The sequence below is a fragment of the Pseudomonas putida genome, assembly GCA_041071465.1.
Lineage (GTDB): Bacteria > Pseudomonadota > Gammaproteobacteria > Pseudomonadales > Pseudomonadaceae > Aquipseudomonas > Aquipseudomonas putida_P.
This window is the reverse complement of sequence record CP163498.1, coordinates 5,551,101-5,575,616: the sequence shown is the minus strand read 5'-3', so window position 1 is coordinate 5,575,616 and position 24,516 is coordinate 5,551,101. Positions and strand designations below refer to the sequence as shown.

17 protein-coding genes and 3 pseudogenes are annotated in these 24,516 nt (G+C 59.1%); 6 read left to right on the top strand and 14 right to left on the bottom strand.

Translation table 11 applies throughout. From position 1 onward, the window contains the following. Positions 1-4 precede the first annotated feature (4 nt). The 12 genes and pseudogenes from AB5975_25640 to AB5975_25585 form a co-directional block, all read right to left on the bottom strand. A complete protein-coding gene (locus AB5975_25640) occupies positions 5-928 on the bottom strand; it encodes an NAD-dependent epimerase/dehydratase family protein (GenBank protein XDR19830.1) in 924 nt (307 codons plus the stop codon). 10 nt (positions 929-938) lie between these two features. Further along, positions 939-1,769, bottom strand: coding sequence for a polysaccharide deacetylase (locus AB5975_25635; protein ID XDR19829.1), 831 nt, complete (start codon positions 1,767-1,769; stop codon positions 939-941). Beyond that, complete coding sequence (locus AB5975_25630; GenBank protein XDR19828.1) at positions 1,766-3,190, bottom strand: APC family permease; 1,425 nt, start codon at positions 3,188-3,190, stop codon at positions 1,766-1,768. The genes AB5975_25635 and AB5975_25630 overlap by 4 nt, the downstream gene beginning before the upstream one ends. A 17-nt stretch (positions 3,191-3,207) precedes the next feature. After that, on the bottom strand, positions 3,208-4,164 hold the full coding sequence (speB, locus tag AB5975_25625; GenBank protein ID XDR19827.1) for an agmatinase: 957 nt from the start codon (positions 4,162-4,164) through the stop codon (positions 3,208-3,210). A 310-nt stretch (positions 4,165-4,474) separates the two neighbouring features. Continuing rightward, complete coding sequence (locus AB5975_25620; protein ID XDR19826.1) at positions 4,475-5,887, bottom strand: cytosine permease; 1,413 nt, start codon at positions 5,885-5,887, stop codon at positions 4,475-4,477. Positions 5,888-6,503: 616 nt separating this feature from the next. Beyond that, the gene (locus tag AB5975_25615; GenBank protein ID XDR23034.1) at positions 6,504-7,283 is read right to left on the bottom strand and encodes an ABC transporter substrate-binding protein; all 780 of its coding nucleotides are present in this window, start codon (positions 7,281-7,283) and stop codon (positions 6,504-6,506) included. 76 nt (positions 7,284-7,359) lie between these two features. After that, a complete protein-coding gene (locus tag AB5975_25610) occupies positions 7,360-8,307 on the bottom strand; it encodes an ornithine cyclodeaminase family protein (GenBank protein XDR19825.1) in 948 nt (315 codons plus the stop codon). Next, positions 8,304-9,281 carry a threonine/serine dehydratase gene (locus AB5975_25605; GenBank protein ID XDR23033.1) on the bottom strand — a complete coding sequence of 326 codons (978 nt, stop codon included), beginning with the start codon at positions 9,279-9,281 and terminating at the stop codon, positions 8,304-8,306. Before AB5975_25605 ends, AB5975_25610 begins: the two co-directional genes overlap by 4 nt. Positions 9,282-9,422: 141 nt before the next feature. Continuing rightward, on the bottom strand, positions 9,423-10,421 hold the full coding sequence (locus AB5975_25600) for a succinylglutamate desuccinylase/aspartoacylase family protein (protein ID XDR19824.1): 999 nt from the start codon (positions 10,419-10,421) through the stop codon (positions 9,423-9,425). A gap of 399 nt (positions 10,422-10,820) precedes the next feature. After that, a complete protein-coding gene (locus AB5975_25595; GenBank protein XDR23032.1) occupies positions 10,821-11,426 on the bottom strand; it encodes a transcriptional regulator in 606 nt (201 codons plus the stop codon). A 262-nt stretch (positions 11,427-11,688) separates the two neighbouring features. Next, a pseudogene (locus AB5975_25590) lies at positions 11,689-12,383 on the bottom strand (tyrosine-type recombinase/integrase). Between the two features lie 152 nt (positions 12,384-12,535). Continuing rightward, on the bottom strand, positions 12,536-13,450 hold the full coding sequence (locus AB5975_25585) for a LysR family transcriptional regulator (protein ID XDR19823.1): 915 nt from the start codon (positions 13,448-13,450) through the stop codon (positions 12,536-12,538). A gap of 206 nt (positions 13,451-13,656) precedes the next feature. Between AB5975_25585 and AB5975_25580 the strand changes: the two genes are divergently transcribed. The 3 genes and pseudogenes from AB5975_25580 to AB5975_25570 all read left to right on the top strand — a co-directional run bounded on the left by AB5975_25580 (position 13,657) and on the right by AB5975_25570 (position 17,936). Further along, positions 13,657-14,679 carry a zinc-dependent alcohol dehydrogenase family protein gene (locus tag AB5975_25580; protein ID XDR19822.1) on the top strand — a complete coding sequence of 341 codons (1,023 nt, stop codon included), beginning with the start codon at positions 13,657-13,659 and terminating at the stop codon, positions 14,677-14,679. Positions 14,680-15,199: 520 nt separating this feature from the next. Beyond that, positions 15,200-16,584: pseudogene (locus AB5975_25575) on the top strand (hypothetical protein). Further along, positions 16,584-17,936 (top strand): GntR family transcriptional regulator, encoded by a 1,353-nt coding sequence (locus AB5975_25570; GenBank protein XDR19821.1) that lies wholly within the window; start codon positions 16,584-16,586, stop codon positions 17,934-17,936. Before AB5975_25575 ends, AB5975_25570 begins: the two are co-directional and overlap by 1 nt. Positions 17,937-18,047: 111 nt before the next feature. On the opposite strand, the gene AB5975_25565 is transcribed toward AB5975_25570, so the two are convergent. After that, on the bottom strand, positions 18,048-19,349 hold the full coding sequence (locus AB5975_25565; protein XDR19820.1) for an MFS transporter: 1,302 nt from the start codon (positions 19,347-19,349) through the stop codon (positions 18,048-18,050). Between the two features lie 66 nt (positions 19,350-19,415). Beyond that, the gene (locus AB5975_25560; GenBank protein ID XDR19819.1) at positions 19,416-20,729 is read right to left on the bottom strand and encodes an L-fuconate dehydratase; all 1,314 of its coding nucleotides are present in this window, start codon (positions 20,727-20,729) and stop codon (positions 19,416-19,418) included. Between the two features lie 101 nt (positions 20,730-20,830). Here AB5975_25560 and AB5975_25555 point away from each other — a divergent pair, with 101 nt between their 5' ends. The 3 genes and pseudogenes from AB5975_25555 (at position 20,831) to AB5975_25545 (ending at position 24,484) form a co-directional block, all read left to right on the top strand. After that, a complete protein-coding gene (locus AB5975_25555) occupies positions 20,831-21,778 on the top strand; it encodes a LysR family transcriptional regulator (protein XDR19818.1) in 948 nt (315 codons plus the stop codon). A gap of 27 nt (positions 21,779-21,805) precedes the next feature. Further along, positions 21,806-22,759 (top strand): LysR family transcriptional regulator, encoded by a 954-nt coding sequence (locus tag AB5975_25550; GenBank protein ID XDR19817.1) that lies wholly within the window; start codon positions 21,806-21,808, stop codon positions 22,757-22,759. A gap of 185 nt (positions 22,760-22,944) precedes the next feature. Then, positions 22,945-24,484 (top strand): annotated as a pseudogene (locus tag AB5975_25545) (UxaA family hydrolase). The last annotated feature ends 32 nt before the right edge of the window (positions 24,485-24,516 follow it).

Genomic DNA, 24,516 nt, shown 5'->3' with positions numbered 1-24,516 from the left:
CCGATCAGTAGGGGTGGTTTTCGAGCCAGCGTGCGTAGGTCACCAAGCCGTCGCTTAACAGAAACTCAGGGTGGTAAGCGAGCTGTTCACGTGCTGCGGTGATGTCGAACCGGGCGTTCTCATCGAGGACGTCAATCGTGCCGGGGCCGATGGCAATGTCCGCTGCCGGATATAGAGCGCGCACGCGCTCGGCAACTGAGGAATAGCTCTCCTGCTCGCCGGCGGTGACGTTGAACACGCGCTGAGTCAATCGACCATCTTCAACGGTCGCCGCCAGTAGGCAGGCCGCTGCTACGTCCGTAACGTGCACGTATTGCAGGCGGTAATCACCGCCAGCGGTTTCAGCGAGTGGCTTTCCATCGATGGCTGCACGTAGCAAGTCCTTGAGATAGCACTGCATGAATTGGCCTGGCCCGTAGATCCAGCCCGGGCGCAGTGAAACAACACTGACCTGGTAGAGGTCGGTGTAGACCTGGCCAAGCTTTTCGGTGAATACCTTGGTGCAGCCGTAGGGGGTGGTTGGTTGTAGCGGCACCGACTCGTCGATCACGCCGAGTGCTTGGTTATTGCCGTAGGCACATTCGGAACTGAGGTTCACGACTCGCGGTGTTCCGCTCAGGCGTGCGGCTTCCAGCACGTGAGTAGTGCCCAGCGCGTTGGTCAAAACGGTCTGAAGAGGAATGCGCCGCGAATCAACAGGGTGGGAGATTGCTGCCGTATGGATGACAGCATCAAACTTCTGGGTCTGGAAGGTTTCCAGCAGACTGGCCAGGTCGATCAGATCGCCCTGGCGATATTGGTAGTCAGCAGCTTCGATTGCACAGGTCAGGCTGCGATCATAGCCAGTCACGCGGTGACCTTGCCTTAGAAGCTGACGCACGACTTCTTGTCCGAGGAAGCCCTTGGACCCTGTCACGAGAACATTCATGGGAAACCTCTCAGTAGGGGTGAACGGGCAGATCCAGCGCGCCCTTGCGCACCTGTTCGTACACGTCGTCAGGCGTGCACCACCAGGCGTCGTCATGCTGTTGAATGCATTGGATCAGGCGCTCCAACATCAGGAGCCTTGATGGCCTGCCAATCAGCTGTGGATGCATGGTGAGAATGAAATGGCCGCCATACGCGTGCATGCCTTCTATCTCTGCGGTCCAGAGACTCAAGACCTTGTCCGGCGCCTCGATCACGCCCCCCACGGCAGGCTCCGCGGAGTAGGCAAATTGTTCCCAGTCATCCAACGCCCAACTGACCGGCAACTCTAGAAGTTGCCCTGGCTCGCCGCCTACCAGATAGGGACGGTCATCACCCATCAGGCTGCTATCGGTTCTGAACCCGAGCTCGACCAGTGAGCTGATGACATCCGGCGTGATTTCCCAAACCGGAGCACGATAGTGATTCACCTCGCGTCCAATGGTCCGCTCTAGCACTGCTTTGCTATCGCGGAGGATGCGCAGGTTCTGCTCTGGTGTTTGTTCGTCGACGCGTTCGTGGAAATACCCATGACAGCCAATGCCATGCCCGGCTTCTGCGATTGCGCGAACGACATTTGGGTCCATCTCGGCGATCAAGGCCGGGATGTAGAACTGGGCACGGACGTCGTACTTCGCAAGTAGCTCGAGAATGCGGGGTACACCCACGCGACGGCCATAGGCGCCCATCGAGCGCAAGGTCAGCCGGCGCCCATCCAGGCTGGACGATTCCCATGCCGTTTCAGCATCCAGGTCAAAGCTCAGGGTTACAGCGAAACGTTTTCGATCAGGCCACATGGTCATGGGGAAACGATCCTTTGTGAAGGCGCCTTTCGGCGCAGTCGGTTGTAAGTGAGCACGACCGCACCGCTGGCGATGATGACGATGCCGCAGTACCAGGCGTGATAGAGATAGGCAGGGTCCGCAGGTTGGGCGCCTGCGGTGTAGGCGATGTAGGCGAGAGTCAGCAGCGCCAAGGCTGGCAAGCCGGACATTGCGAAGGCTTTACCAAGCGGCTGCTCGCGGAAGACCGCGAAGATGAAGCAGAGGATCATCGTGCCATAGGAGATCATCATGGTGATCGACACCACATCGTAGTACCACTGCAAGTCGCTCACCGGTTTCGCCCAGATCATTGCCAACCCACAGACAGTGCCAATCACGGTCAGTCGCGCAGGAACCCGCCTCGGGTTTAACTTCTCCAGCGCCGCCGGCAACTCGCCATCGCGACTCATGCGATAGCCTGCGCGAACCCCAGCATTCAGCGAGATGTTCAAACAGTTGCAAGCTGACGTGATGATTACCAGGGTCGGTAACCAAAGCAGCCAGGAGGGCAGGTATAGCTGTGCAATGCTGCCGATTGCTTGTGCGCTGTCGGCGAACATGCCGGCGAGGGTGCTGGCAGGGACTGCCATTTTCCAGCCGATAGCTGCCATCGAGTAGATCACCAGCATTGCAGTCAGCGTCAGCAAGAATGACCGCTGGATGGTTCTCACGGGGGTTTTGGCCTCTTCAATGAAATTGATCGAAGAGTCGAACTGCGCGAGCATCCACATCCCAAATAACATGCCTGGGCCAATGGCCGTCCAGAAGCTGTCCAGTGACGAGGGCAGGTAGGAGCTCAGCACGCCTGCACTGGGTACTTGTGGATGGATGATGCCTGCCAAACCCAGCCCCAAGAGCACTGCGAGTTCGAGGGCCAGCAAGCAGATGGCAACTTTGGCAGTAGCCTCAACACCCCTCAGATTCAGCACCATGAATACGAGGAGCATCGTGCTGGCCACGACCTGCCCGGTATGAGCTGAACCATCAAGGCCGAGGAGGCTTTGTGCGTATTGCGCCCCGACTAGCGCGCACATCGCGGTCACGCTGAAGCACATGATCACGTACGTCCAGCCAAGAATGGTGGCCGCTCCTGGTGTCAGATAGCGTTTGCTGAACACAAACACGCCACCTGCTGCAGGCGCCCTTCGAACCAGGTACACAAGGCTGAAGGCGATCACCATCATCGGGAAGAAGTACGCAGCGAGAATCGACAGTGGAGCCAGTTCTCCAGACAGCGTGTAAAGCAGGGGCATCGACGATACCCCGACCCACGCAGGACCATTGAAGGCCAGTGTGTTGGCACAGACGTTGAGCGTGCTCAAGCGTCCCTTGGACAGGGTGGTATCGATCTCTCGAACCTCACCCTGCCGGTCGTAACCGATGAAGTCGCTGAAGCTCATGATGGCTTCTCCTCGACTTAGGCGTGGTCAGCCAGAGCATCCGCGAGTATGCAGAGCAGTTCGAACATCATCGTTGCGCCGACGAGTGCTGTGGCGCCTCCCAGGTCAAACGGTGGGGAAACCTCAACGACGTCAGCACCGACCAGGTTCAAACCGCGCAGACCGCGGATCATTTGTTGGGCCTGCAGCGTTGTCATCCCGCCAATTTCTGGTGTGCCAGTTCCAGGTGCGAATGCCGGATCCAAGACATCTACGTCGAAGCTGATGTAGGTAGGATCGTCGCCAACCACTCGGCGAACCTCTGCCAGGGTGCCCTCCACACCGAGATCGCAGAACTCCTCCATGTGGATCACTCGGATCCCACACTCCTCAGCGAATGCTTCATCTTCGGCAGAGTAGATCGAGCCGCGAATGCCGATTTGCACGGTGCGTCGCGGGTCCAGCAGACCTTCTTCAATCGCTCGGCGGAAGGGCGTGCCATGGGTATAGGGGTTGTTGCCGAAATAACGATCATTGGTGTCGGAGTGAGCATCGAAATGCACCATACCGATTGGGCGGTGACGGGCGAGTGCACGGAAGATCGGCAAGGTGACCAGATGATCGCCGCCAACAGACAAGGGGATGACGCCAGCCTGGTGCAGTTTGCTGAAGAACCCTTCGATCTGCTTCAGCGAGTCGAGTAGGTCGATCGGGTTGACGGGCGCATCGCCTAGATCTCCGACGCGGACCAAGTCGTAGGGCGCGATGCGGCTCACGTGATGAACCTTGCGCATGAGGCTGGACATGTTCCGCACTTCACGAGGTCCATGGCGTGCGCCGGCACGGTTGGTGGTACCGCCATCCCAAGGTACACCTACCAAGCCAATACGAACCTGGGTCGGGTCTTCGAAGGCCGGTAGCCGCATGAACGTGGGGATGCCTGCGAAGCGTGGCACCAGGGCCGCATCAATAGGCTGTGGGTTTTTGTTAGTCATGTAGGTCTCCACGTCGACCTATATTGGTCGACTTTTTATGTTTGTCATTAAGGAGCGAGTTACAGGTAAAACCGTTTGAGTAATAACGGCAGGCAAGGCAATAGCCCGGGAGGATGGGGCAATGCTGTATGCTTTTTTGTTGTTACTCTTTAGCCAGGCCAGAGTATGAATAGCTTGCGCTCAAATAAATCGCCAATTACGAAAGCTGGCTTATCCAAAAGTGAAAGTGAACCGTGGGCGGCGTAGCTATATCATTGATGGGCTGAGTGATGCCAAAGCAGGCGCTAGTGGCCTGCTTTGGCACATGCTGTTAAGTATTGGGGTGTGCCTGGGCAAGCATAGTCGACACGTTTCGTTTCGCAAAGATGTAATACACAACGCCGGGGATGATAAGCCCAATAATCCAGGAGATATCTACTCCGCCCATTTTCTCGACCAAGGGGCCGGTGTACAGGCTGGTCGAGATAAAGGGCATCTGGATCAGAACACCGAGGATGTAAGTGCCAATCCCCACCATGTTCCAGCGGCCATACTGCCCGTTGGGGTCGAACAAAGCGTTGAGGTTATATTGCTCCTTGTTGATGAAGTAGAAGTCAACAAGGTTAATCGCGCTCCATGGCGTGAAGAAGGCAAGCAGGAACAATATGAATGATTTGAAGGTTCCGATGAACGAATCCTCTCCGAGCAATGCCACTGTCGTGGATGCGCCGACGATGCACAACACAAAGCAAACCCTTTGAGCCGCGCTGATTGCCACATCGCCACGGAAACCGCTGATGACCGTGGCGGCGCACATGAAGCTGCCGTACGCGTTGAGTGTCGAGATGGTGAGCTTGCCAAATGCGATGCTGAAATAGATCAGCGCTGCTGCCAGGCCCGTGCTGCCGAGCCCTACGATGACGGATACCTCATGACCAGCGAAGCTGGCCCCGGCCAACGCGGCTGCGAACACGCCAAGTACCATAGAAACTTGCGCGCCGATCACTGAGCCCAACCCGACAGCCAAAATGGTTTTGAGAGGCGATGTTTTGCTTGGAAGGTAGCGAGAGTAGTCCGCGACGTACGGGCCATACGCGATTTGCCATGAAGCCGAAAGCGACACGGCGAGCAGGAAGCTACCCCAGTCAAAGTGACGAATTGCCAGGAGCTGGCCGATATCATTGGTCATCGTCAGGCGGACAAACAGATAGCAGAACGCGATGACACCCACCACGCTCGCTGCGCGACCTGCGATGTGAATGAAGCGGTAGCCCATGATCGTCATGAGCATGGTCAGCCCAGCAAAAATCAGAATGCCGCCACTGTTGCTCACCCCAACTAATTGCGCCACGGCCTGGCCGGAGAGGATGGCGCCTGTAGCGTTGAAGCCCAGGTACATGAGGGCGACCAGCACGATAGGAATCGTTGCCCCGTATACGCCAAACTGGACTCGACTTGAGATCATCTGGGGCAGGCCGAGCTTCGGCCCTTGAGCGGCATGAAGGGCCATGACGGCGCCGCCAAATATCTGGCCGACCAACAGTCCGATCAGCGACCAGAACACGTCACCGCCCAGAACGACCGCAAGGGAGCCGGTCAACAGTGCGGTAATTTGCAGGTTGCAGCCGAGCCATAGCGTGAATTGGCTATAGAGGCTGCCATGTCGTTCTGATTCTGGAATATGGTCGATAGAGCGTTTTTCGAGCAAAGCGGGCTGACGCGGTTCAACCGAAGAGGTGGGCATTTGCTATCTCCACGGGACATTTAACTGTCCTCGTAATTTTTGTTGGCGTAAGAGATGGGCAGTAGCGAATTGAGCGAGGTACACGTTGTACTTATTGTGTGTTGCTACCAGTGAAGGTTATCCTCGAAAAAGGCAGCGGTATACGCTTAGTTGGTTAAGCCAGCTTTATGGTTCTGTTAACTGAAGGGGCGAAGAGGAGAGAAGGCCGGCTGCGCCATCGTCAACCGGTCTTACTAGTTATCGCAAAGGGGGGTGTGGTGCTTGGATCGCGGTGACCTCTAAAGGCCAGCGCCCCGAGTTAGAAACAGCCTCAAGGCAAAGCTCAACATCGCTCAGTGGCCAGCATACGAAGAATCCACCATCTATCAAGTCAGGATGCGAGAACTGCCACGTGCGTTCACTTTCCTGAGTAAAAGGTAAGATTGGTCTTTCACATTTTATGACTGTGAAGAAGCCTGAAGAAGTTACTTGGCGTTCTACCACTTCGCTAGAGCACTGCTCAAAGGCCTCTAGCATCTCGTTGAGAGCAGTTGTTTCCAGAGAGTCAAGATTCATCAGGGCCGCCTTATTTATCGTTATCAGCGCCTTAATTTATTCGAACTGTGAGGCTGGTCTTTTACTCGCCGTAGATGTCGAACTTGAAGTACTGATCTTGAATGGCTTTGTATTCGCCGTTTGCGCGGATGGCCGCTAGAGCCTGGTTGAAGCGGTCCGCTAACCCTTTGTCACCTTTGCGCACGGCGATACCTACACCCTCGCCAAAGTATTCAGGGTCTCTCAACGGTTCACCTGCGAACGCGTAGCCTTTGCCATTCGGGGTATCAAGGAACCCGATCTGCACAGCCACATCGTCACCTTGCACCGCATCCAGTCGCCCGGCAATCAGGTCCAGGTAGGCTTCATTCAGCGAGGCGTAGCGAATGACCTGTGCCCCGATCGGCGCCAGTACTTTTGTTACGAAGCGGTCGTGAATGCCTGCTCGCTGCACGCCCACTCGTTTACCGACCAGCCCTGAAAAATGGGTCCCCAGGTCGGCCCCTTCCTTCATCACGATTCGCCCGGCGGCTTGGTAGTAACGATTGGTGAAATCAACGGATTTTTTTCGCTCCTCGCTGATGGTCAGCGACGAGAGAATGGCGTCGATCTTCCTTACCTTCAATGAGGGGATCAGCCCATCGAACTCTTGTTCGACCCACTGACACTTGACCTGCATTTGCGCACACAGAGCATTACCGATGTCGTAGTCGAAGCCAACGATCTCGCCGTTACCGGTTTTCGATGCAAAGGGCGGATAGGCGGCTTCGATGCCAATGCGCAAGCTATCGGCCGCTCCGGCGTGGGAGGCCAAGAAAAGCGCAAATATTGAACTTGAGAAGAGGATGGAGAGTTTTTTTATTTTCATGACGTCACTCCAGCAGTAGTGCACCCCGCGCCCTGAGAGCTGGGCGCGAGAGTGCGAAGGGAAGGGAGAATCAGCCTTGCATGGAGGCCAATGCACAGCTCGAAATCTGAGCGTCCTGGACGGCCACACCGGTCAGATCAACCAGGGTGATCTGATCGTCGTTTTCACGGCCACGTACTTTGCCAGCAAGCAGTGCACCCAGTTCAGCCAGTTGGCTTTCACCGATCAAGCCGGCGTTGAGTGCATGAGAAATCTCGCCGTATTGGCTGCACTGATAAATCGAGTCGACGATGATGCGGTCTGCCCGTGCGACGAGCGCGGCGTCGAGCTCCTGTTTGCCTGCAGCGTCGGCGCCGACAGCGGTGATGTGAGTGCCAGGCTGTACCCACTCGCTCATCAGCAGAGGTTCGCGGGAAGGGGTTGCGCTGACGATAAGGTTCGCGGCGCGGGCAACATCAGCGGCGTTTTTGGTGGTCTGCACCTGATACCCCAGCTCGGTGGCGAAGGCCTTGTAGGCTTCGAGCTCGGGCTCACTGCGGCCCCATACGATGACCTTGCGGCACGTAATAACAGCACCTAGTTGCTCCAGTTGCATCCGCGCCTGCATGCCGGCGCCGAGAATGCCGATAGCTTTGACGTTTTTGGGAGCCAGCAGACGGGCTGCGATACGGCCAGCCAATGCGGTGCGGATGCATGTCAGCCAACCTTCATCCTGCATCAGCGCGAGTGGCCGTCCAGTCCTAGCAGACAGCACCATCATCAGGCCGTCGTTGCTTTCCAGGCCTTTGGACGGATTGTCGTAGAAACCGGTCGAAATTTTCACGGTGAAGGTGTCGCTGCCTTCCACGTATGCCGACTTCACACAGCAGTCACCATTCGCAGCAGTGAACGCAAATGCTTGAACCGGTGGCACCTGAACCTTGCCGGCGGAAAAGGCAACAAAACCTTCTTCCAGGCGCTGTACTGCCCGTTCCAAGTTGAGTTGAGAGATGATTTGCTCTTTGCTAAAGACTTTCATTGAACTGCCCCAAGGAACTTTTCGAGAAGGATGTTGCGGCCGCAAATGACCACCGCGACACGCTTGCCCCGGTATTCCTCTGCCAGTTTTTGCGTGCTGGCCACCGCGACGCCGGCAGCGCCCTCGATGATCCAGCGTTCGCAGCTAGCGACATCGCGCATCGCCGCTTTGATTTCTTCCTCACTGACCAGCACTGTCCGCGTCAGCAGGCTCTGGCAGAGGGGGAAGGTGATGCTGCCTGGCTCGATGCCACCGGCAGTGCCATCGGAAATGGTGTCGTCTTCTTCCATTTCGATGATTTCGCCAGCTTCGAGGGATTTCTGCATGGTGGGGGCGTTAGCTGGCCAGCAACCAATGATGTCGATCTTCGGGCTCAGCGCGCGCAAGGCAGCCCCGATCCCGGAAATCATTCCGCCACCGCCAACGGCGACGAATACCGCATCCAGGTCCGGTGCCTGTTCGAAGAGCTCGATTCCGATCGTGCCTTGGCCCGCGATGATTTCTGGATCGTTGTAGGGCGACACGAAAGGCTTGCCTTGGATCTCGGCCTGACGAGCTGCTTCCAGCTCTACACTCAGCGGATCCATGTCGAGGCTGACGACTTTGGCACCAAGGGCCCGGATGGCATCCAGCTTGTACGGGGACGCAGAGGTCGTGGTATAGACCGTGACCGGTACCCCCAGCACTTTGCCGGCGAGTGCCAGACCTTGCCCGTGGTTCCCCGACGACGCAGTGATCACCCCAAGCTTGCGCTGCGCTTCAGGCAGTAACCGGATCTTGTTGCTGGCCCCGCGGAACTTGAAGGAGCCCGTGTGCTGAAGGTGCTCACATTTGAGGAAAACCTCGCATCCTGTCATGGCGGACAGGCGTGCGCTGTGGGCAAGTGGTGTGACACTCACTGCCGGGCGCAGTGCTTGGTGCGCTTCGGCAATTGCCTCGTATAGCGAAAGCAGGTATTTGGCGTCGACAGTCATTTTTTGACCCTTGGTAAATTCAGAAGTGATTGAGCAATTGGCCGGCTTGTCGATTGGGCAGCGGTTCGGTACCGGCAAGCAGTGCAACGCGTTGGCCAGCTCGTACCAGCTTAAAGAGCGGTTGAACCACGAGAACACCATCTACATCGCTGTGAATGGGCGTTCTCGGGTGCCGATCGAGGCGTCGATCGAAACGAGCTCGGCGATCAATTCGCCCTTCGAGACGCTGTCCCCAGGACGTTTTTTCCATGCCAGCAGACCATGCCCTGGTGAGGGCAGATGGCTTGCGCCCTCGAGTGGGTAAACTTGAGGTGAGCGTTTCACAAGCGGCTGGTCGTCGAGTCGCAAGAGCCCCTCGCTTGCCAGGAAATTCAGAATTCCTTTCGCGTCCTCCCGGGCTAATTCGTCGTCCACATCTGCTTGCCCACGAAGCTCGATGCTGGCGGCGAAAAGACGCTCTTCCTGGGGGCTCAACCCTTGGTCGATGAGCCAATTCCATGGGCGGTTGCACGACTCATCGAATGGTTGGCCACCCGCTGAATGCTCGAGAAAGACAACATCGATGTTCATGCAGGCAGCAAGTCTCGTTGCCCGTTCACGTTGGGCCTCATTCGCGTACAGGTGCAGCACACCTGCGGTATCGCAATGCAGATCCAGCACGACGTCATGCTGGAGCGCTTCGCTCAAGAGTGCTTTGCGCAGCGCGCTGACGGTGTCCGTGGCCGGCAGTGCGGCAATCGCTTCCTGTAACTTCTGCTCCGGCATCGCAGCACTGCTGTCGATGTGCTGAGCTTCCAGCAACGGGATGAGATCTGGAAAATTGCGATTGAAGTTTTCACCGTTGGCTAAGTTGAAGCGGCCGGTCCAGAACCCGAGTACGTTTTGTGTCATTCCCACTGGATTAGCGAATGGACAGATCACGATCTTGCCCAAGATTCGACCTTCCTGGTGCAGGTCAACAAGCATTTCCTGCAGATGCCAAAGAGCAAGCAGCCCTGGATGCTCGTCAGCATGAAGGCCGGCTTGGATATAGGCACTACGGGCAGATTCCTGTCCGCTGAATTCATGGGTGAGCAGGCGGACCGTATTACCGGGCCCGAGGGGGGGCAGGTCCGTGAAGCGAGTCTGAATAGACATCATGCAAGGCTCTTTCGTGGAATATTTATCCACAATAGACTTGTTATCTCTATTCGACAAGGCCCCTCAGGCGCTCGGATTCCCAATTTACGCCGGTCCCGACTCAGATTCGGGTGAGCTAGTACCGCCTAAATCAGTGCTTTCACGGTGCTCGTGTAGCAACGGCAGCGCGTGGAGGAAAAATCTCTAATGGATATCTTTATGTCTATCCCAGTCGTACCCGTCTTCCATAAACAGCACAGTGGAGGCCTGCCATCATGGTGATGGACATGATTGTGGGCGAGGTCCGTTTGCCTAGCCTGAAGCGTAAGATCGGAGTGATGGCCGTCGACCGAAAGGTCTTGCGCTACGGTGGAGAGTGAGGCCGACTAATCAAAGGCGGACCTCGCGTGCGAGCGAGAGCTAGGCTCTCAGTTCCTTGAGGTACTTGTAGACGGTTGCCCGGCCCATGCTTAGTACGTTGGCCACGTAGTCCGCACCACTTCGGCCCTCGAATGCGCCCTCCGCGTGGAGGGCCTCAACGAGGGTTCGCTTATCATTCATTTTCAGTGTGCGCAATGACAGATTTCGTTCTTTGAGCCAGCTGTGTAGGAACGTGTTTATCCGTTCCTGCCAATCATCTTTGAACAGCGAGTCGGGTTGCGGGATCAAGCGGCTGACCTGGAAGAATGCATCCAGCGCTTCGCGTGCTTGCTCCAGTACCGAGAAATTCAGATTGATGCAGAGGAGATATTCGGCTTCTCCGTGCTGATCGTACAGAACGCTGGTGATCGAGCGGATTTTCTGCCCATCCCAATTGACCTTCTCATACGGGCCAATGCTAGCGGAGCTACGAAAATCGCCGAGTTCCTGGTCAAGTGCCGAATCGTCTCCCAGCTGCCGCTTGGAGAAATTGTTGGCTATGTGAACGACGGTTTGGCTTTCAACCTCATGGACGATGACTTCCGCATGAGGGAAGAGCAGCAGCGCAATGCTGTCAGCGATCGCTTTGTAGTTCTCTATCTTCATCATCTGGAAAGGTCGATTTTTTGAATGTGTAGTCTGCTAGGCAGAGGAGGGCTTTGAGTGCGTGGCAATTTTTTCCATGGTGGACTGAAAAGGTACCGCTTTCAAGAGAATAGGCCGCCTGCGCCTAGTTGTGGCGTGAGGATGAGGGAGGAGCTGTGGCGGCTTTTGAATCACCCCTGATTTCGTAGATACCTCCAAGCCTCAGTTCAGGAACTCCACTTGAGCATACGGCTACAGCCTAGACATCAGGTGTGGGATTCTGAAATTTGCCAAGGTCGGCAGGTCTTTCTATCGCAGGGTTGCTAGTCACTACATGCCGGACTTTGAGCTCCTCAATATTGCTTAACGAGACGTTTCGATCTACCCAACCGCGCCCTTCGGCAAAACCCAGTACAGCCCGAATGATCGTGCGTACACGCTTGGCCATTGCCATGGTACCTCGCCGCCGAAGCGTGGTGAGGATCGAGCCAATGTGCTCCAGTTTGATCTCGGTGACCGGTTTTTTACCTATCGCTGGGAGGACATGGTGGTCTAGTGCACCTCGAAATCCAGCAAGCGATTTGCTGACCAAATCCCCGGATTTGAAGGTGAGCCATTGCTCAGCCACATATTCGAAGGTGCGCTCTTCGTTCAGTAGTAGGGCTTCGATTTTGGAAGTTTTGGCTTTCAGGGGAGCTATGGAGTTGGCAATGTCTCGCCGTGCGCTCAGCGCAGATTCTCGGGCAGCCTTTAGCCCTACCTCTGGGTAAGCGCCAATCGAGTAGCGATTTTCCTTGCCGTGCAGTCGGTACTTCAATCGCCAGTGTTTGGATACAGGTTTTCCGCTCTTGCGCGACGCCCTGACTCCAGGTAAAGGCCAGGCATCTCACCGTCTGTGTATTTGCCTGGTTCGGTCAAGGCGCGAATGTAGGCGTCGCTAAGTTTCCGCCTGAAAATCGGTGATTTTTCTGGGGATATCATTTGGGGGCATCACTTTTACAAATCCAGCTGTTGCCCCCAAGTATGCCCCCAAGCGCTGCGGAAACCAGTGGACCTGACGGGTGGCTGTGGATTCCAATTATCATAAAGTACTGATTTTTATTGGCTTTATGGAGCTCAGTGGAATTCACTCACAGACTATCGGGGTCCCCGAAGAACATCTGTATCCGCGACCGCAGCCACCGCTCCGCCGGGTCGTTGTCCTGCGCCCCGCGCCAGGCCATGTGCAGTTCGAAACTGCGCACGGGTATGGGCAAGTCCTCGGCGCGCAACCCGCCCGCCGCCGTCAACGCCTCTGCGGTGTAGTCCGGCACCGTGGCGACGATATCGGTGCCCGCCAGCAAGCTCCCCAGCCCGTTGAACTGCGGCACCGCCAGCACGACATGCCGCTTGCGGCCAAGTTCTTCCAGGGCTTCATCGATGAAGCCAGACAGGTCCCCGGCAAACGACACCAGTGCATGCGGCCGTGCGCAGAAGTCGTCCAGGGTGATGTTGCCGGGTACGCTGTCGGCCCGCAGCAGTTTAGGCATGCTGCGGCGCAGCACCTTGCGCTTTGCATTGGCCGGCAGTTCGCTGGTGTAGCTGACACCCACCGAAATCTCGCCCGAGGCCAGCAGCGTGGGCATCAGCAGGTAGTTGACCCGTCGCACCACCAGCACGATACCAGGGGCTTCGGCGCGAATACGCTTGAGCAGTTGCGGCAGCAAGGCGAACTCGGCGTCATCCGAGAGGCCGATGCGGAACACTGCGTTGCTGGTGGCTGGGTCGAATTCGGCGGCGCGGCTGACCGCCGTGGAAATCGAATCCAGCGCCGGCGACAGCAGGGCGAAGATCTCGTGGGCCCGTGCCGATGGCTCCATGCTGCGGCCGGTGCGCACGAACAGCGGGTCGTCGAACAGGTTGCGCAAGCGCGACAAGGCTGCGCTGATGGCCGGTTGGCCGAGGAACAGTTTTTCCGCGGCACGGGTCACGCTGCGCTCGTGCATCAGCGTTTCGAACACGATCAGCAGGTTGAGGTCTACGCGACGCAGGTCGTTTCGATTCATCGGTGTGCTTCGCCTAAAGTGGGGCAGGGGTGAATCTTAAGGCCAAAGGCTGTTACCCTGCACGGGTTTAGGGGGACCAATCGCAGGGAAAGTCAGGTGCCCAATCGATGACAAGCATGTCGACTATTAATGACCACTGATGGTCTAACGAGCAAAGCCCGGATAAAGTCAGTGGTAATTAGAGGTTCACAAAGGCGAGGTATGCGATGTCCCGCATGATCCGTTTCCACAAGTTCGGCGCTGCCGATGTGCTCCGTTGCGAGGAGCAGGCCGAACCGTCACCCGCTGTCGACGAGGTACAGATCCGCGTCGAGGCGATTGGCGTCAGCTGGTATGACGTGCTTTGGCGCCAGAACCTGGCACCATCCCAGGCACGCCTGCCAGCGGGGATCGGCCACGAAATGGCTGGGGTGGTGACTGCGGTCGGTGAAGGGGTCGAAGACATTGCCGTCGGTGATCGGGTTGCCAGCTTCCCGGCCACCAGTGCCAACGACCACCCGGTGTATGGTGATGTCATCGTGCTGCCGCGCACTGCCATTACCCGCTACCCGGATGTACTCACCCCCATTGAGGCCAGCGTGCACTATACGCCGCTGCTGATCGCCTATTTCGCCTACGTCGACCTGGCGCGGGCCAAGGCGGGTCAGACTGCGTTGGTCACCGATGCCAGCCATTGCGCCGGCCCTGCTTTCGTGCAACTGGGCAAGGCACTGGGGCTGAAAGTGTTCGCCGCCACCAAGGAAGCGGAGCAGCGTGAGTACCTGCTGGGCCTGGGTGCCGACAAAGTGATCGTTACCGAAGAGCAGGACCTGCTGCTGCAGATTGGCAAGTACACCGATGGCCGTGGCGTGGACATGGTCCTCGATGGCATGGGTGGGCCGCAGATGTCGCTGCTGGGTGATGTGCTGGCACCGCGTGGTAGCCTGGTGCTGTATGGCCTGCAAGGCGGCAACCAGACGCCGTTCCCGGCCTGTGCGGCATTTCAGAAGAACATTCAGTTCTATGTCCACTGCATCGGCAATTTCACCGGCAAACCAGAACTTGGTATCAGCCAGGATCAGGTGGCACTGCAGCGTGCCTTGCGCGATATCAACCAGTTCACTGCCGACCAGTTGCTGACACCGCAGATCATCAAGGTGTACCCGTTCGAGCAGGTGGTGGAGGCGCATCGCTATATGGACCAATGCCCGTGTGGCGGACGTGTGGTGCTGGACATGGCACAACACTGACGGTTCTTTGTGTTATCGGAAAGCCCGGGCAGCGTCCCGGGTTTTTTTATGCGTGGGGTAAAATGATTTAAGTCTTAAAAAGTAGGAGCGTTCCTACAATTAAATACGACATGGACTACATTCTGGTCGATGACTTTCGGGGTGTTGGAAATATTGCGCCAAGTATTCAGGCTTGAACTCTTTTTCTCTGGGGTGCAATGTGGGGTCGCACTTTTGCTGAATGGTTTTTTTACCGTGAACTGTGTCTTCAATTCGCTCTGAATTCCTCTCGATAATGGCCCAATGATAGTTTGCGCAAGGAGCGTGGAATGAGCATGGCTATGCCTGGAGTAGGGCGGTGTGTGGCAGCGGCTGGCCGTCGCAGTGGTGGTTATTTTTCGATGGCTTGGCGACAGTGAAGGGTTACGTCATTACTTTCATTTTGTTGTAGGAAATTTCTTCTGGAAAAGTTCAGGGTATGTCGACGCGCCAGTGTTTGGCTCGGCATTCGCTGGCTGCATGAAGTTGATGAGGTGATTTCGTGACTGCTATTCACGACCAGGCAATGCATTATATCTACCAGCAAGTGCTCGAACGCTTGCTGAGCCACATGTCCCAGGCACAACGTGCTTCCCTGCAGTTGCTGATACAACGGCTGCTGGTTGCTGCCGGCGGGCCCGAATACATCGGTACCTTCCGTTTGCAGGTATTGCAAGGCAGTGATCCCCAGGGCATCCGGCTGCTGGCCATGCTGCGTGCCGCGCAACTGAGTATTGCCCTGCGTGCCCCGGAGACCTTCCAGTTGCGGGTGCTGGTGGTCAGCCTGCCGGTTGTCGATGGTGCCACGCTGGAGGCTCACGAGCGCAGTTTCAGCGCCTTGTTCATGCAGGATGACCCGCGGGTGCAATTGCAGATGATCGAGGGGTGCACGGTTGTGCCGTTCAGCCGTCGGCCCTCGGCAACGCCCGAGCATTGGCTACTGGCAAAGGACGCCATGTTGATGTTCGGCCACCTGATCGATGCCAGGCCCGAAGCCCTGCTGGGTAGCCGCTTGCACCTGGAACTGGCGGGTGCCGTTGGTTTTGCGCTGCTGGCAGAGGCGCCCGCCGATGCATTGGTCACGGCTATACCCGCCTTTCAGCGCCGTCGATACCTGGCGTGGGCGAGGCGTAGCCTGCGCCTTGCCGGGGAGCGCGGTCCGTATGCGGTACACCAGTGCCTGGCGGCGCTGGTGAATGGCTTGGGCCGGTTACATGGCGCTGCCGGTGGCGCGCAGGGTAGCCTGGTAGAGCCGGCATTGGGTGCTGCACCGGAAGGGGCGACGGTGCGGCTGTTAGCCCTTGATGACTTGCTGCCGCACTTGCTTGAAGAGCAGCCGCTTGATGCCATGCTGGGGTGTGGTTTCGAGGCCGTCCCGGATGCTTTGCCACTGTCGGAATTCGTCGACTCGCTAACCATGGCACAGTTGCACCAACTGCGTGCGCGCAGTCTGGAGCCACAGGCTGGTCGTCCAGCGCTGCGGCTGGCAGGGCAGGTGGCCGGTAGCAAACAGCGCGAGGCACATCAGTTGCAACTCGGCAAAGCCTACGGCATCAATCAGACCCAATTGGTGTGCTTGCTGTTCAGCCCCTTTGCCAGGCAGGGAAAAATCTCGAGCGGTTCTTGCAGTGTCGGCATGCCGACATGCTGGTAGCGTTGCCGTACCTGCACAGGGCCTTGCAAGGCAAACCCTGCCCCGATGCGGTAAAAGCCTGGTTGGTGAACACAAGTGGCATGCCGCTGGGCCAATTGCGGGCGATTTATGCCGGGCAGTTGCCGCTGACTGCCTGGCGTCTGCTTAACTATCTGGCCCGCCGCGATGTGCACCTGAGGTTGTTGCCGCGGCAGGCGTCGGGGCGGCGGCGCGGCTTTGTGGGGCTGCCTTGATGGGGCGAGCGACCGCCGGCGAGTTCGCGTATCGCAAGGTGTATCGCTACCTGGAAGCATTGATCGATCAGGCTGCTGGCGATGGCCCATGCCGGTTACCGTCATTGCGTGCGCTGTCCCGGCGGCTGCGGGTGTCGTTGGCCACGGTACAGAATGCCTATAGCCTGCTGGAAGAAGAGGGCCGCGTGCACTGCCGGCCGAGGTCGGGCTATTACGTGGATAACGCTGGCAAAGAACAGGCCGTGGCTACGCACAGGCAGCCTCCCTTGCCGGCGCAGCCGCTGTTGGAGCGCATTCTGCTAGGCCACGAGCGGCGCCTGGCCCGCCAACGTGACTGCAGCGTTGCACCCTGGGATGCGCTTGGCAGCACCCGATTGCGCAATGCCATTGCTGAACGCTATACCCGCTCCTCCAGCCAGTACTGGCGTGCCGATGATGTGCAACTGGCCCCCGATGTGCTGGCGTTGATCGAGACACTGCTCGCGGCGCTGGCCTTGCATGGCGGTACTGTGCTGGTACATTCGCCCTGTTGCTGGCAGGTTTTACGCGCCTTGGCGCGTGCTGGCATGCGCGTATTGGAGGTGCCACTGGATGCTCAGAGCAACCCAGACCTGCCTGCCTTGGCCAGGTTGCTGGGGAGCGAGCCGGTAAACATGCTGGTCATGCCATCGTGCCTGGGCATGCCACAAGGGCGGCTGCTTTCACCGTACTATCAGCAGCAGCTTGGTCTATTGCTTGGCCAGTACCCTGTGTGGTTGCTGGAAAACGACCTGGACAGCGAACTCTGTTACAGCGGGCCACCGAACAAACGCTTGCGCGACTGGGTGGACCCGCGTTGGCTGTTGGTGATGGGCACGTTCGAGGCTGCGGTGGGGCCCGAAGCGCCGTATGCCTATTTACTGAGCCGTGACGCCGAGTTGGCCAAGGCGTTCGCCGAGCGAGCATTTCGGCTGGCGCCGCTACGCTTGCAGGCGCTTGCGCACATGCTGGGCAAGGGGGAAATCGAGACGCAATGGGTACAGTTACGCCTGGACCTGCAAAGGCGCACGCAATGCCTGGCGCGTGTGCTGGCGTTGCAATTCGGCCAGCGGGTGGTGCTGGAGATGCCGCAAGGCGGGCAGATGCTGTGGGTGCGCTTCCGTCAGCCGCTGGTGTGGGAGGGTATTAACGCAGCGTTGGCAGGCTCACCGTTGCATGTGCTGTCCGGCGAGCAGTTCAGCCTGCAGGGGCGCTACACGCAATACCTGGCATTGATGTGGTTGGGGGGGCACCCGGATGATCTGCAACAGGCGGTAACGCGCTTGGCACAGGCGTTGGAGCCGCGTTGCGGGCGTCGTACTCGCAACCTGTAGCAGTAGCCTTGTGCTGCGAAAGGGTCGGCATGCCAAATAACTGCATGAGGCATTCATGGCTTTTTCGTAACACAAGGCTGCTCCTGGCAGGGGCGTGAAATTGCGTACTACTTAGTGTTGTTCCTGCCCTTGGCGCAAACGGGTACTGACCAGTGCCGCCAATACGAGCAATGCTGCAATGATCCATAGACCATGGCGGGTGCTACCGGTGGTCTGCTCGATCAACCCCATCACCGACGGCCCGACGAAGCCACCCAACAGGCCACAGGTGGTGACGAAGGCCAGGCCCGCCGCCAGTGCGTTACCGCTCAGACGGCTGGAGGGGAAGACAAAGATGATCGACTGCACCACGAACAACATCAGTGCGGTAAGGGAAAAACCGATCAGGCCAATGAAGGAGCTGCTCAGCGATGCCAGCAGCAACCCGGTGGCCATGGTCAACAGGCCGAAGAACAGCAGCGTGCGGCAGCGGCGCGGTGAGGTGGCCAGGCGTGGGAAGGTGGCGGCGCCTATGGCAGCGGCAATCCAGGGCACTGCTGTCAGCAGGCCGACCTGGAAGGGTGATAGGGCAGCGTAGGTGCTGATGATGCCGGGCAGGAAGAAAATCACCGTGTAGATGGTGATCTGGTGCACGAAGTACACCCCGATCGCCAGCCAGATCTGCCGGTCGCGGAACATCTGCCCCAGCTTGCTCTGCTGCGGTGCGGCAGCCCGTTCGGCGGCCAGGCGGCGTTCGATGTCCTGGGCGTCGGCGGCCGACAGCCAGGGCGCCGAGGCCGGGCCGTCCGGCAGCTTTTTCCACACCACGAAGGCCAAGGCCACGGCAGGCAGGCCCTCGAGCACGAACAGCCACTGCCAGCCGTGCCAGCCCAGCACACCATCCATTTCCAGCAGGGCACCGCCCAGCGGGCCACTGAGGATGTTGGCCAGGCACACGCCCAGCAGGAAGTAACCGGTGGCGCGGGCGCGCTGTTCGCGGTCGAACCAGTAGGTCAGGTACAACATTACACCGGGGAACAGGCCCGCTTCGGCCACCCCCAGCAACAGGCGCATGATGTAGAACGACGTTTCACCCTGGACGAAGGCCATGCCCGCCGAGAGCAGGCCCCAGGTAATCATGATGCGGGTGATCCAGAAGCGCGCGCCCACCCGGTGCATGATCAGGTTGCTGGGCACTTCGGCCAGGGCATAGGTGAGAAAGAACAAGCCAGCGCCCAGGCCATAGGCTGCTGCCGAAAGGCCCAGGTCGATGCCCATGCTCGCTTTCGCCAGGGCGATGTTGGTGCGGTCAAGAAAGCTCATCACGTAGACGACGATGAGCAGTGGCATCAATCTGCGTAGCAGCAAGCTGTTCAGGCGCTGTTCGTTCGTGGCGGCAGGGGCCGAAGCCGCTGCGCGGGTGAGGGTTGTCATTGTTTTTTTCCCCATGAAAAGTGCTGGTGGCGTGCCGTGTGGCCACGGCACACCCAGGTCTGTGGGTCAGGAGCGGTTGATGTCGAGCCACACTGCGCCATTGGGGTACTGGTAGCGCTCCAGGGTCTCGGCGTGCATTTCAATGCTGTAACCGGGGCGTTGTGGCGGCATGTAGCGCCCGCGTCGGATCACCACCGGGTCGATGAAGTGCTCGTGCAGGTGGTCGACATACTCCAGCACCCGGTTGTGCAACGAGGCCGACACCGCGATGTAGTCGAACAAGGCAATGTTCTGCACATATTCGCACAGCCCGACGCCACCGCCGTGCGGGCACACCGGCACGTCGTACTTGGCCGCCATCAGCAGTACGATCAGCACTTCGTTCAGGCCACCCAGGCGGGCTGCGTCCAGCTGGCAGAAGTCCAGCGCACCGGCCTGGAACATCTGCTTGAACATCACCCGGTTATGGCAATGCTCACCGGTGGCCACGCCAATCGGCGCGATGCGCTGGCGTATGGTGGCGTGGCCGAGGATGTCGTCGGGGCTGGTCGGCTCTTCGATCCACAGTGGTTCGAAGGCAGCCAGGCGGCGCATGTTGGCAATAGACTGCTCCACGCTCCACACCTGGTTGGCGTCCATCATCAAGGTGCGGTCCCAGCCAATTTCTTCGCGCAGGATGCTGGCGCGGCGGATGTCCTCTTCCAGGTCGGCACCGATCTTCTGCTTGATATGGGTCCAACCGTCTGCCACGGCCTCGCGGGCCAGCGTGCGCATTTTCTCTTCGCTGTAGCCCAGCCAGCCCGGTGCAGTGGTGTAGCCTGGGTAGCCTTCACGCAGCATCTGCGCCTCGCGCTGGGCTTTGCCCGGTGCCTGACGGCGCAGCAGGGCGATGGCTTCTTCGGGTGTGAGCACATCGGTGACGTAGCTGAAGTCCAGGCAGTGCACCAGCTGTTCGGGTGTCATGTCGGCCAGCAGCTTCCAGACGGGCTTGCCCTCGTGCTTGGCCCACAGGTCCCATACGGCATTGATGATGGCGGCAGTGGCCAGGTGGATCACGCCCTTTTCCGGGCCCAGCCAGCGCAGCTGGCTGTCGCTGACGGTAAAGCGATGCCAGAAAGCGCCCATGTCGGCGGTGATTTCTTCAAGGGTAAGGCCGACGATAAGGGGGGCCAGCGACTGCACCGCTGCCGCGCAAATCTCGTTGCCACGGCCGATGGTGAAGGTCAGGCCGTGGCCTTCAAGGGCTGCTGCGTCAGTGTGCAGCACCACGTAGGCCGCCGAATAGTCGGGGGCGCTGTTCATGGCGTCGGAGCCATCCAGCGACAGCGAAGTGGGGAAACGGATGTCACGAACGCTCAGGTGGGTAATACGTATGCTCATGGTCGGCTCTTGTTCTGTTCAAGCACTGGGAGCGCTGACTGTAGGTTGTCGAGCGATACAGGCATAATCGCCAAATCTTAACCAGCGATACCGGATTCGATATGTCTCGCTCGTCAACCGACAACACCCAGGTGCCTGCCAGCCTCGGCGCACTGAAGATCTCCAGCCGGCAGATCACGTTGCTCAATGCCTTGGGCGAATTCGGCAACCTGCGCCGTGCGGCGGCCGCGATGCACACCACGCAACCGGCTGCCAGCCTGTTGCTGCAGCAGCTCGAGGAGCGCCTGGGGGTGCGTTTGTTCGAACGCCTGCCACGGGGTATGCAAGCGACGCTGTATGGCGAGGTGATGATCCGCTATGCGCAGAACGCGTTGCATGAGTTCGAGCATGCCCAGGCGCAAATTGCCGAACTGGCGCGCGGGGCTTCCGGCCTGGTGCGGGTGGGCAGCGTCATGGGCCCGGTACCGGGTGTGCTGACCAAGGCGGTGCTGGCCTACAAACGCGACCACCCCAACGTGCGCATCGCCTTGGAAGTAGGCACCAGCGATACTTTGCTGCCCGCCTTGCTGCGTGGCGACTTCGACATGGTGGTGGGGCGCCTGCCGGACCAGAGCGACAGCCAGGCGTTGAACATCGAGCTGTTCGAAGGCGGTGAACAAATGCGCGTGATTGCCCGCGCAGGCCATCCCTTGGCTACAGTCGCCTGCCTGCAGCTAGCCGATCTGGTGCACTTGACCTGGATTCTGCACCCCATCGGCAGCCCGATGCGCCGCCGCGTCGAAAGCGCATTGCAGGCCGGGGGCATGGTGCAGTCGCTGGATATCGTCGAAACCGCCTCGATCCTGGCGACCACTGCCATGCTCGAAGCGTCTGAAATGATCGCGGTGGTGCCCAATGACGTGGCCCAGCACTATGCCCGCTATGGCATGGTCGCCATCCTGCCCGTGGAACTTCCTCTGGCCATGGCCAACCTTGGCGTGCTGACCCTGCGTTCGCGGCCCAACTCGGTTGCCCTCGATACCTTGCTGGGCTATTTGCGCGCTCAATAACTTTCACCCGCACGAGGCCCTGCGTCTATGCCGCCGGACATGACCCATTCCAGTTTTTGCAACTGGATCCGCTACAAGCACCTGGTGCTGATCGATACCCTGGCGCGCACGCGCAACATGCACGCTACTGCCACACGCATGAACCTCAGCCAACCAGCACTCAGCAAGATGCTGCGTGACCTTGAGGAGCAGTTCGGCTTTGCCCTGTTCGAGCGCCTGCCACGCAGCATGCCGCCCACCGAGCTGGGTGAATACGTGGTGCGTTACGCCCAGGGTGCGCTGGCCGAGTCGCAACAGTTTGTCGACCAGGTCAACCGCCTGCGTAACGGCGGGCATGGCTTTATCCGCGTTGGTGGGATCTTTGCCGCAACCGCCTTGGTGCTGCCGCAGGCCATCGCCGCCATCAAGGCACGCAGCCCATTGCTGTCGATTGAAGTGGTGGAGCATTCCAGTGATCACCTGCTGACCATGCTTGAGCAGAACAAGCTGGACATCATGATTGGCCGTTTCACCGAAGAGCGTTTCAGCCAACTGTTCGACTTCCAGCCGCTGGAGCCCGAGCCCTTCAGCCTGGTAGTGAACAGCGAGCACCCGCTCAACCAGCTCGACAGCACGCCACTGGAAGCACTCGGCGACTGGCCGTGGGTGCTGTACCCGGTGGGCACGCCGATCCGCAACCGCCTGGAGCAGGCGTTTCGGGTGGCCGGTATCGCAACGCCCGCCGACAGCGTGGAGACCATCTCCATGCCGATGTTCCTGCAACTGCTGCAATCAGCCCCGATGATCGCCATGTTACCGCGCTCGATGGTTGCTGCGCAGTTGGCCAGCGGGCAGTTCAAGGAGCTGCACAGCCCCTTGCATGTGCCGGCGCTGGAGTATGGTGTGGTCACCCGCAAGGATGAACCGCTGAGTGCTTCGGCCCGCGCGTTTGTCGAGATCTTGCTGGAGGGCGCACAACGTCGCAGGGCAGCGCTAGCATAGGAAGCGGGGGGCTGCTGCACGACCCAATGGCCCCCATAGTCGATTGAAGATTTCGCACCGATATCTTGTTGCGATAACGCCAGGTTATCGTTCGATCGGATCATCTCATTGGGAATGTTGCGCAAGGCTTCTTACAGTGGCGACAGCCATAACAAGAAGTCAGCCGCACCGCCCTGAGAGGTCCCATGCAACTGATTGCCAAATCCGGTGACCCAGCCGTCATCCGCCTCAACCCGCTGGACAATGTGCTCATTGCTCGCCAGGCCCTGCCGCAAGGGCTGCGCCTGGATGCCGAGGCGATCACCGTGCGCCAGCCAATTCCCTCGGGCCACAAGCTCGCCACCGAGCGTGTGGAGCAGGGCCAGCCGCTGCGCCGTTATGGGCAGATCATCGGCTTCGCTTCGCAGGCTATCGACGCTGGGGACCATGTCCATGTGCACAACGTGCAGATGGGCGATTTTGCCCGTGACTATGCCTTTGGTGTCGATACCCGCACTCAGCCGGGCAGCACCGCACAGTTTCAGGGCATCGTGCGCGCCGATGGCCGGGTCGCTACCCGCAACTACATCGGCATTCTTACCTCGGTGAACTGCTCGGCGACCGTGGCCCGCGCCGTGGCCGACCATTTTCGCCGTGACATCCATCCCGAGGTGCTGGCCGACTATCCGAACATCGACGGCGTGGTGGCCCTGACCCACGGTGCCGGTTGCGCAGTGGACCCCAGCGGCGAAGCCCTTGGCCTGCTGCGCCGCACCTTGGCCGGGTATGCCGTTCACCCCAACTTCGCTGCCGTGCTGATCATTGGTTTGGGCTGCGAAACCAACCAGATCGAAAGCCTGCTGGAAACCCAGGGCCTGCAGGCCAGCGCGCAACTGCGCGCATTCACCATCCAGGGGATTGGTGGCACGTCGAAAACCATCGCAGCCGGTATCGCACAGGTCAAGACGCTGCTGGCCGAGGCCAATCAGGTGCGGCGTCAGCCGGTCAGCGCCCGGCACCTGGTGGTCGGCCTGCAGTGTGGCGGCTCCGATGGTTACTCGGGGATTACCGCCAACCCGGCATTGGGCAATGCTGTCGACCGCCTGGTGGCAGCCGGTGGCACCGCGATCCTCTCCGAGACCCCGGAAATCTACGGTGCCGAGCACTTGCTGACGCGCCGCGCGGTAAGCCGTGAGGTGGGCGAAAAGCTGGTGGCGCGCATCCGCTGGTGGGAAGACTACTGCCAGCGCATGAACGCCGAACTGAACAACAACCCCTCGGCCGGCAACAAGGCAGGGGGCTGACCACCATCCTCGAGAAGTCCCTGGGGGCGGTGGCCAAGGCTGGCTCCAGCAACCTGGTCGATGTGTACCAGTACGCGGAAGCCGTGCGTGCCCAGGGCCTGGTGTTCATGGACACCCCTGGCTACGACCCGGTATCGGCCACCGGTCAGGTGGCCGGGGGGCCAACCTGATCGCCTTCACCACCGGCCGTGGTTCGGCCTACGGCTGTGCCCCGGCACCGTCGATCAAGCTGGCGACCAACAACCGGGTCTTCGAGCACCAGCAAGAGGACATGGACGTCAATTGCGGTGGCATCGCCGACGGCTCTACCAGTATCGAGGAGCGCGGCGCATTCATCTTCGAACAGATGCTGCGCATTGCCTCTGGAGCACGCAGCAAGAGCGAACAGCACGGCTATGGACAGAACGAATTCGTGCCCTGGCAGATTGGGGCAGTGACCTGATCGACCGCTCCCGTCCCCTTTTCGAGGTAACT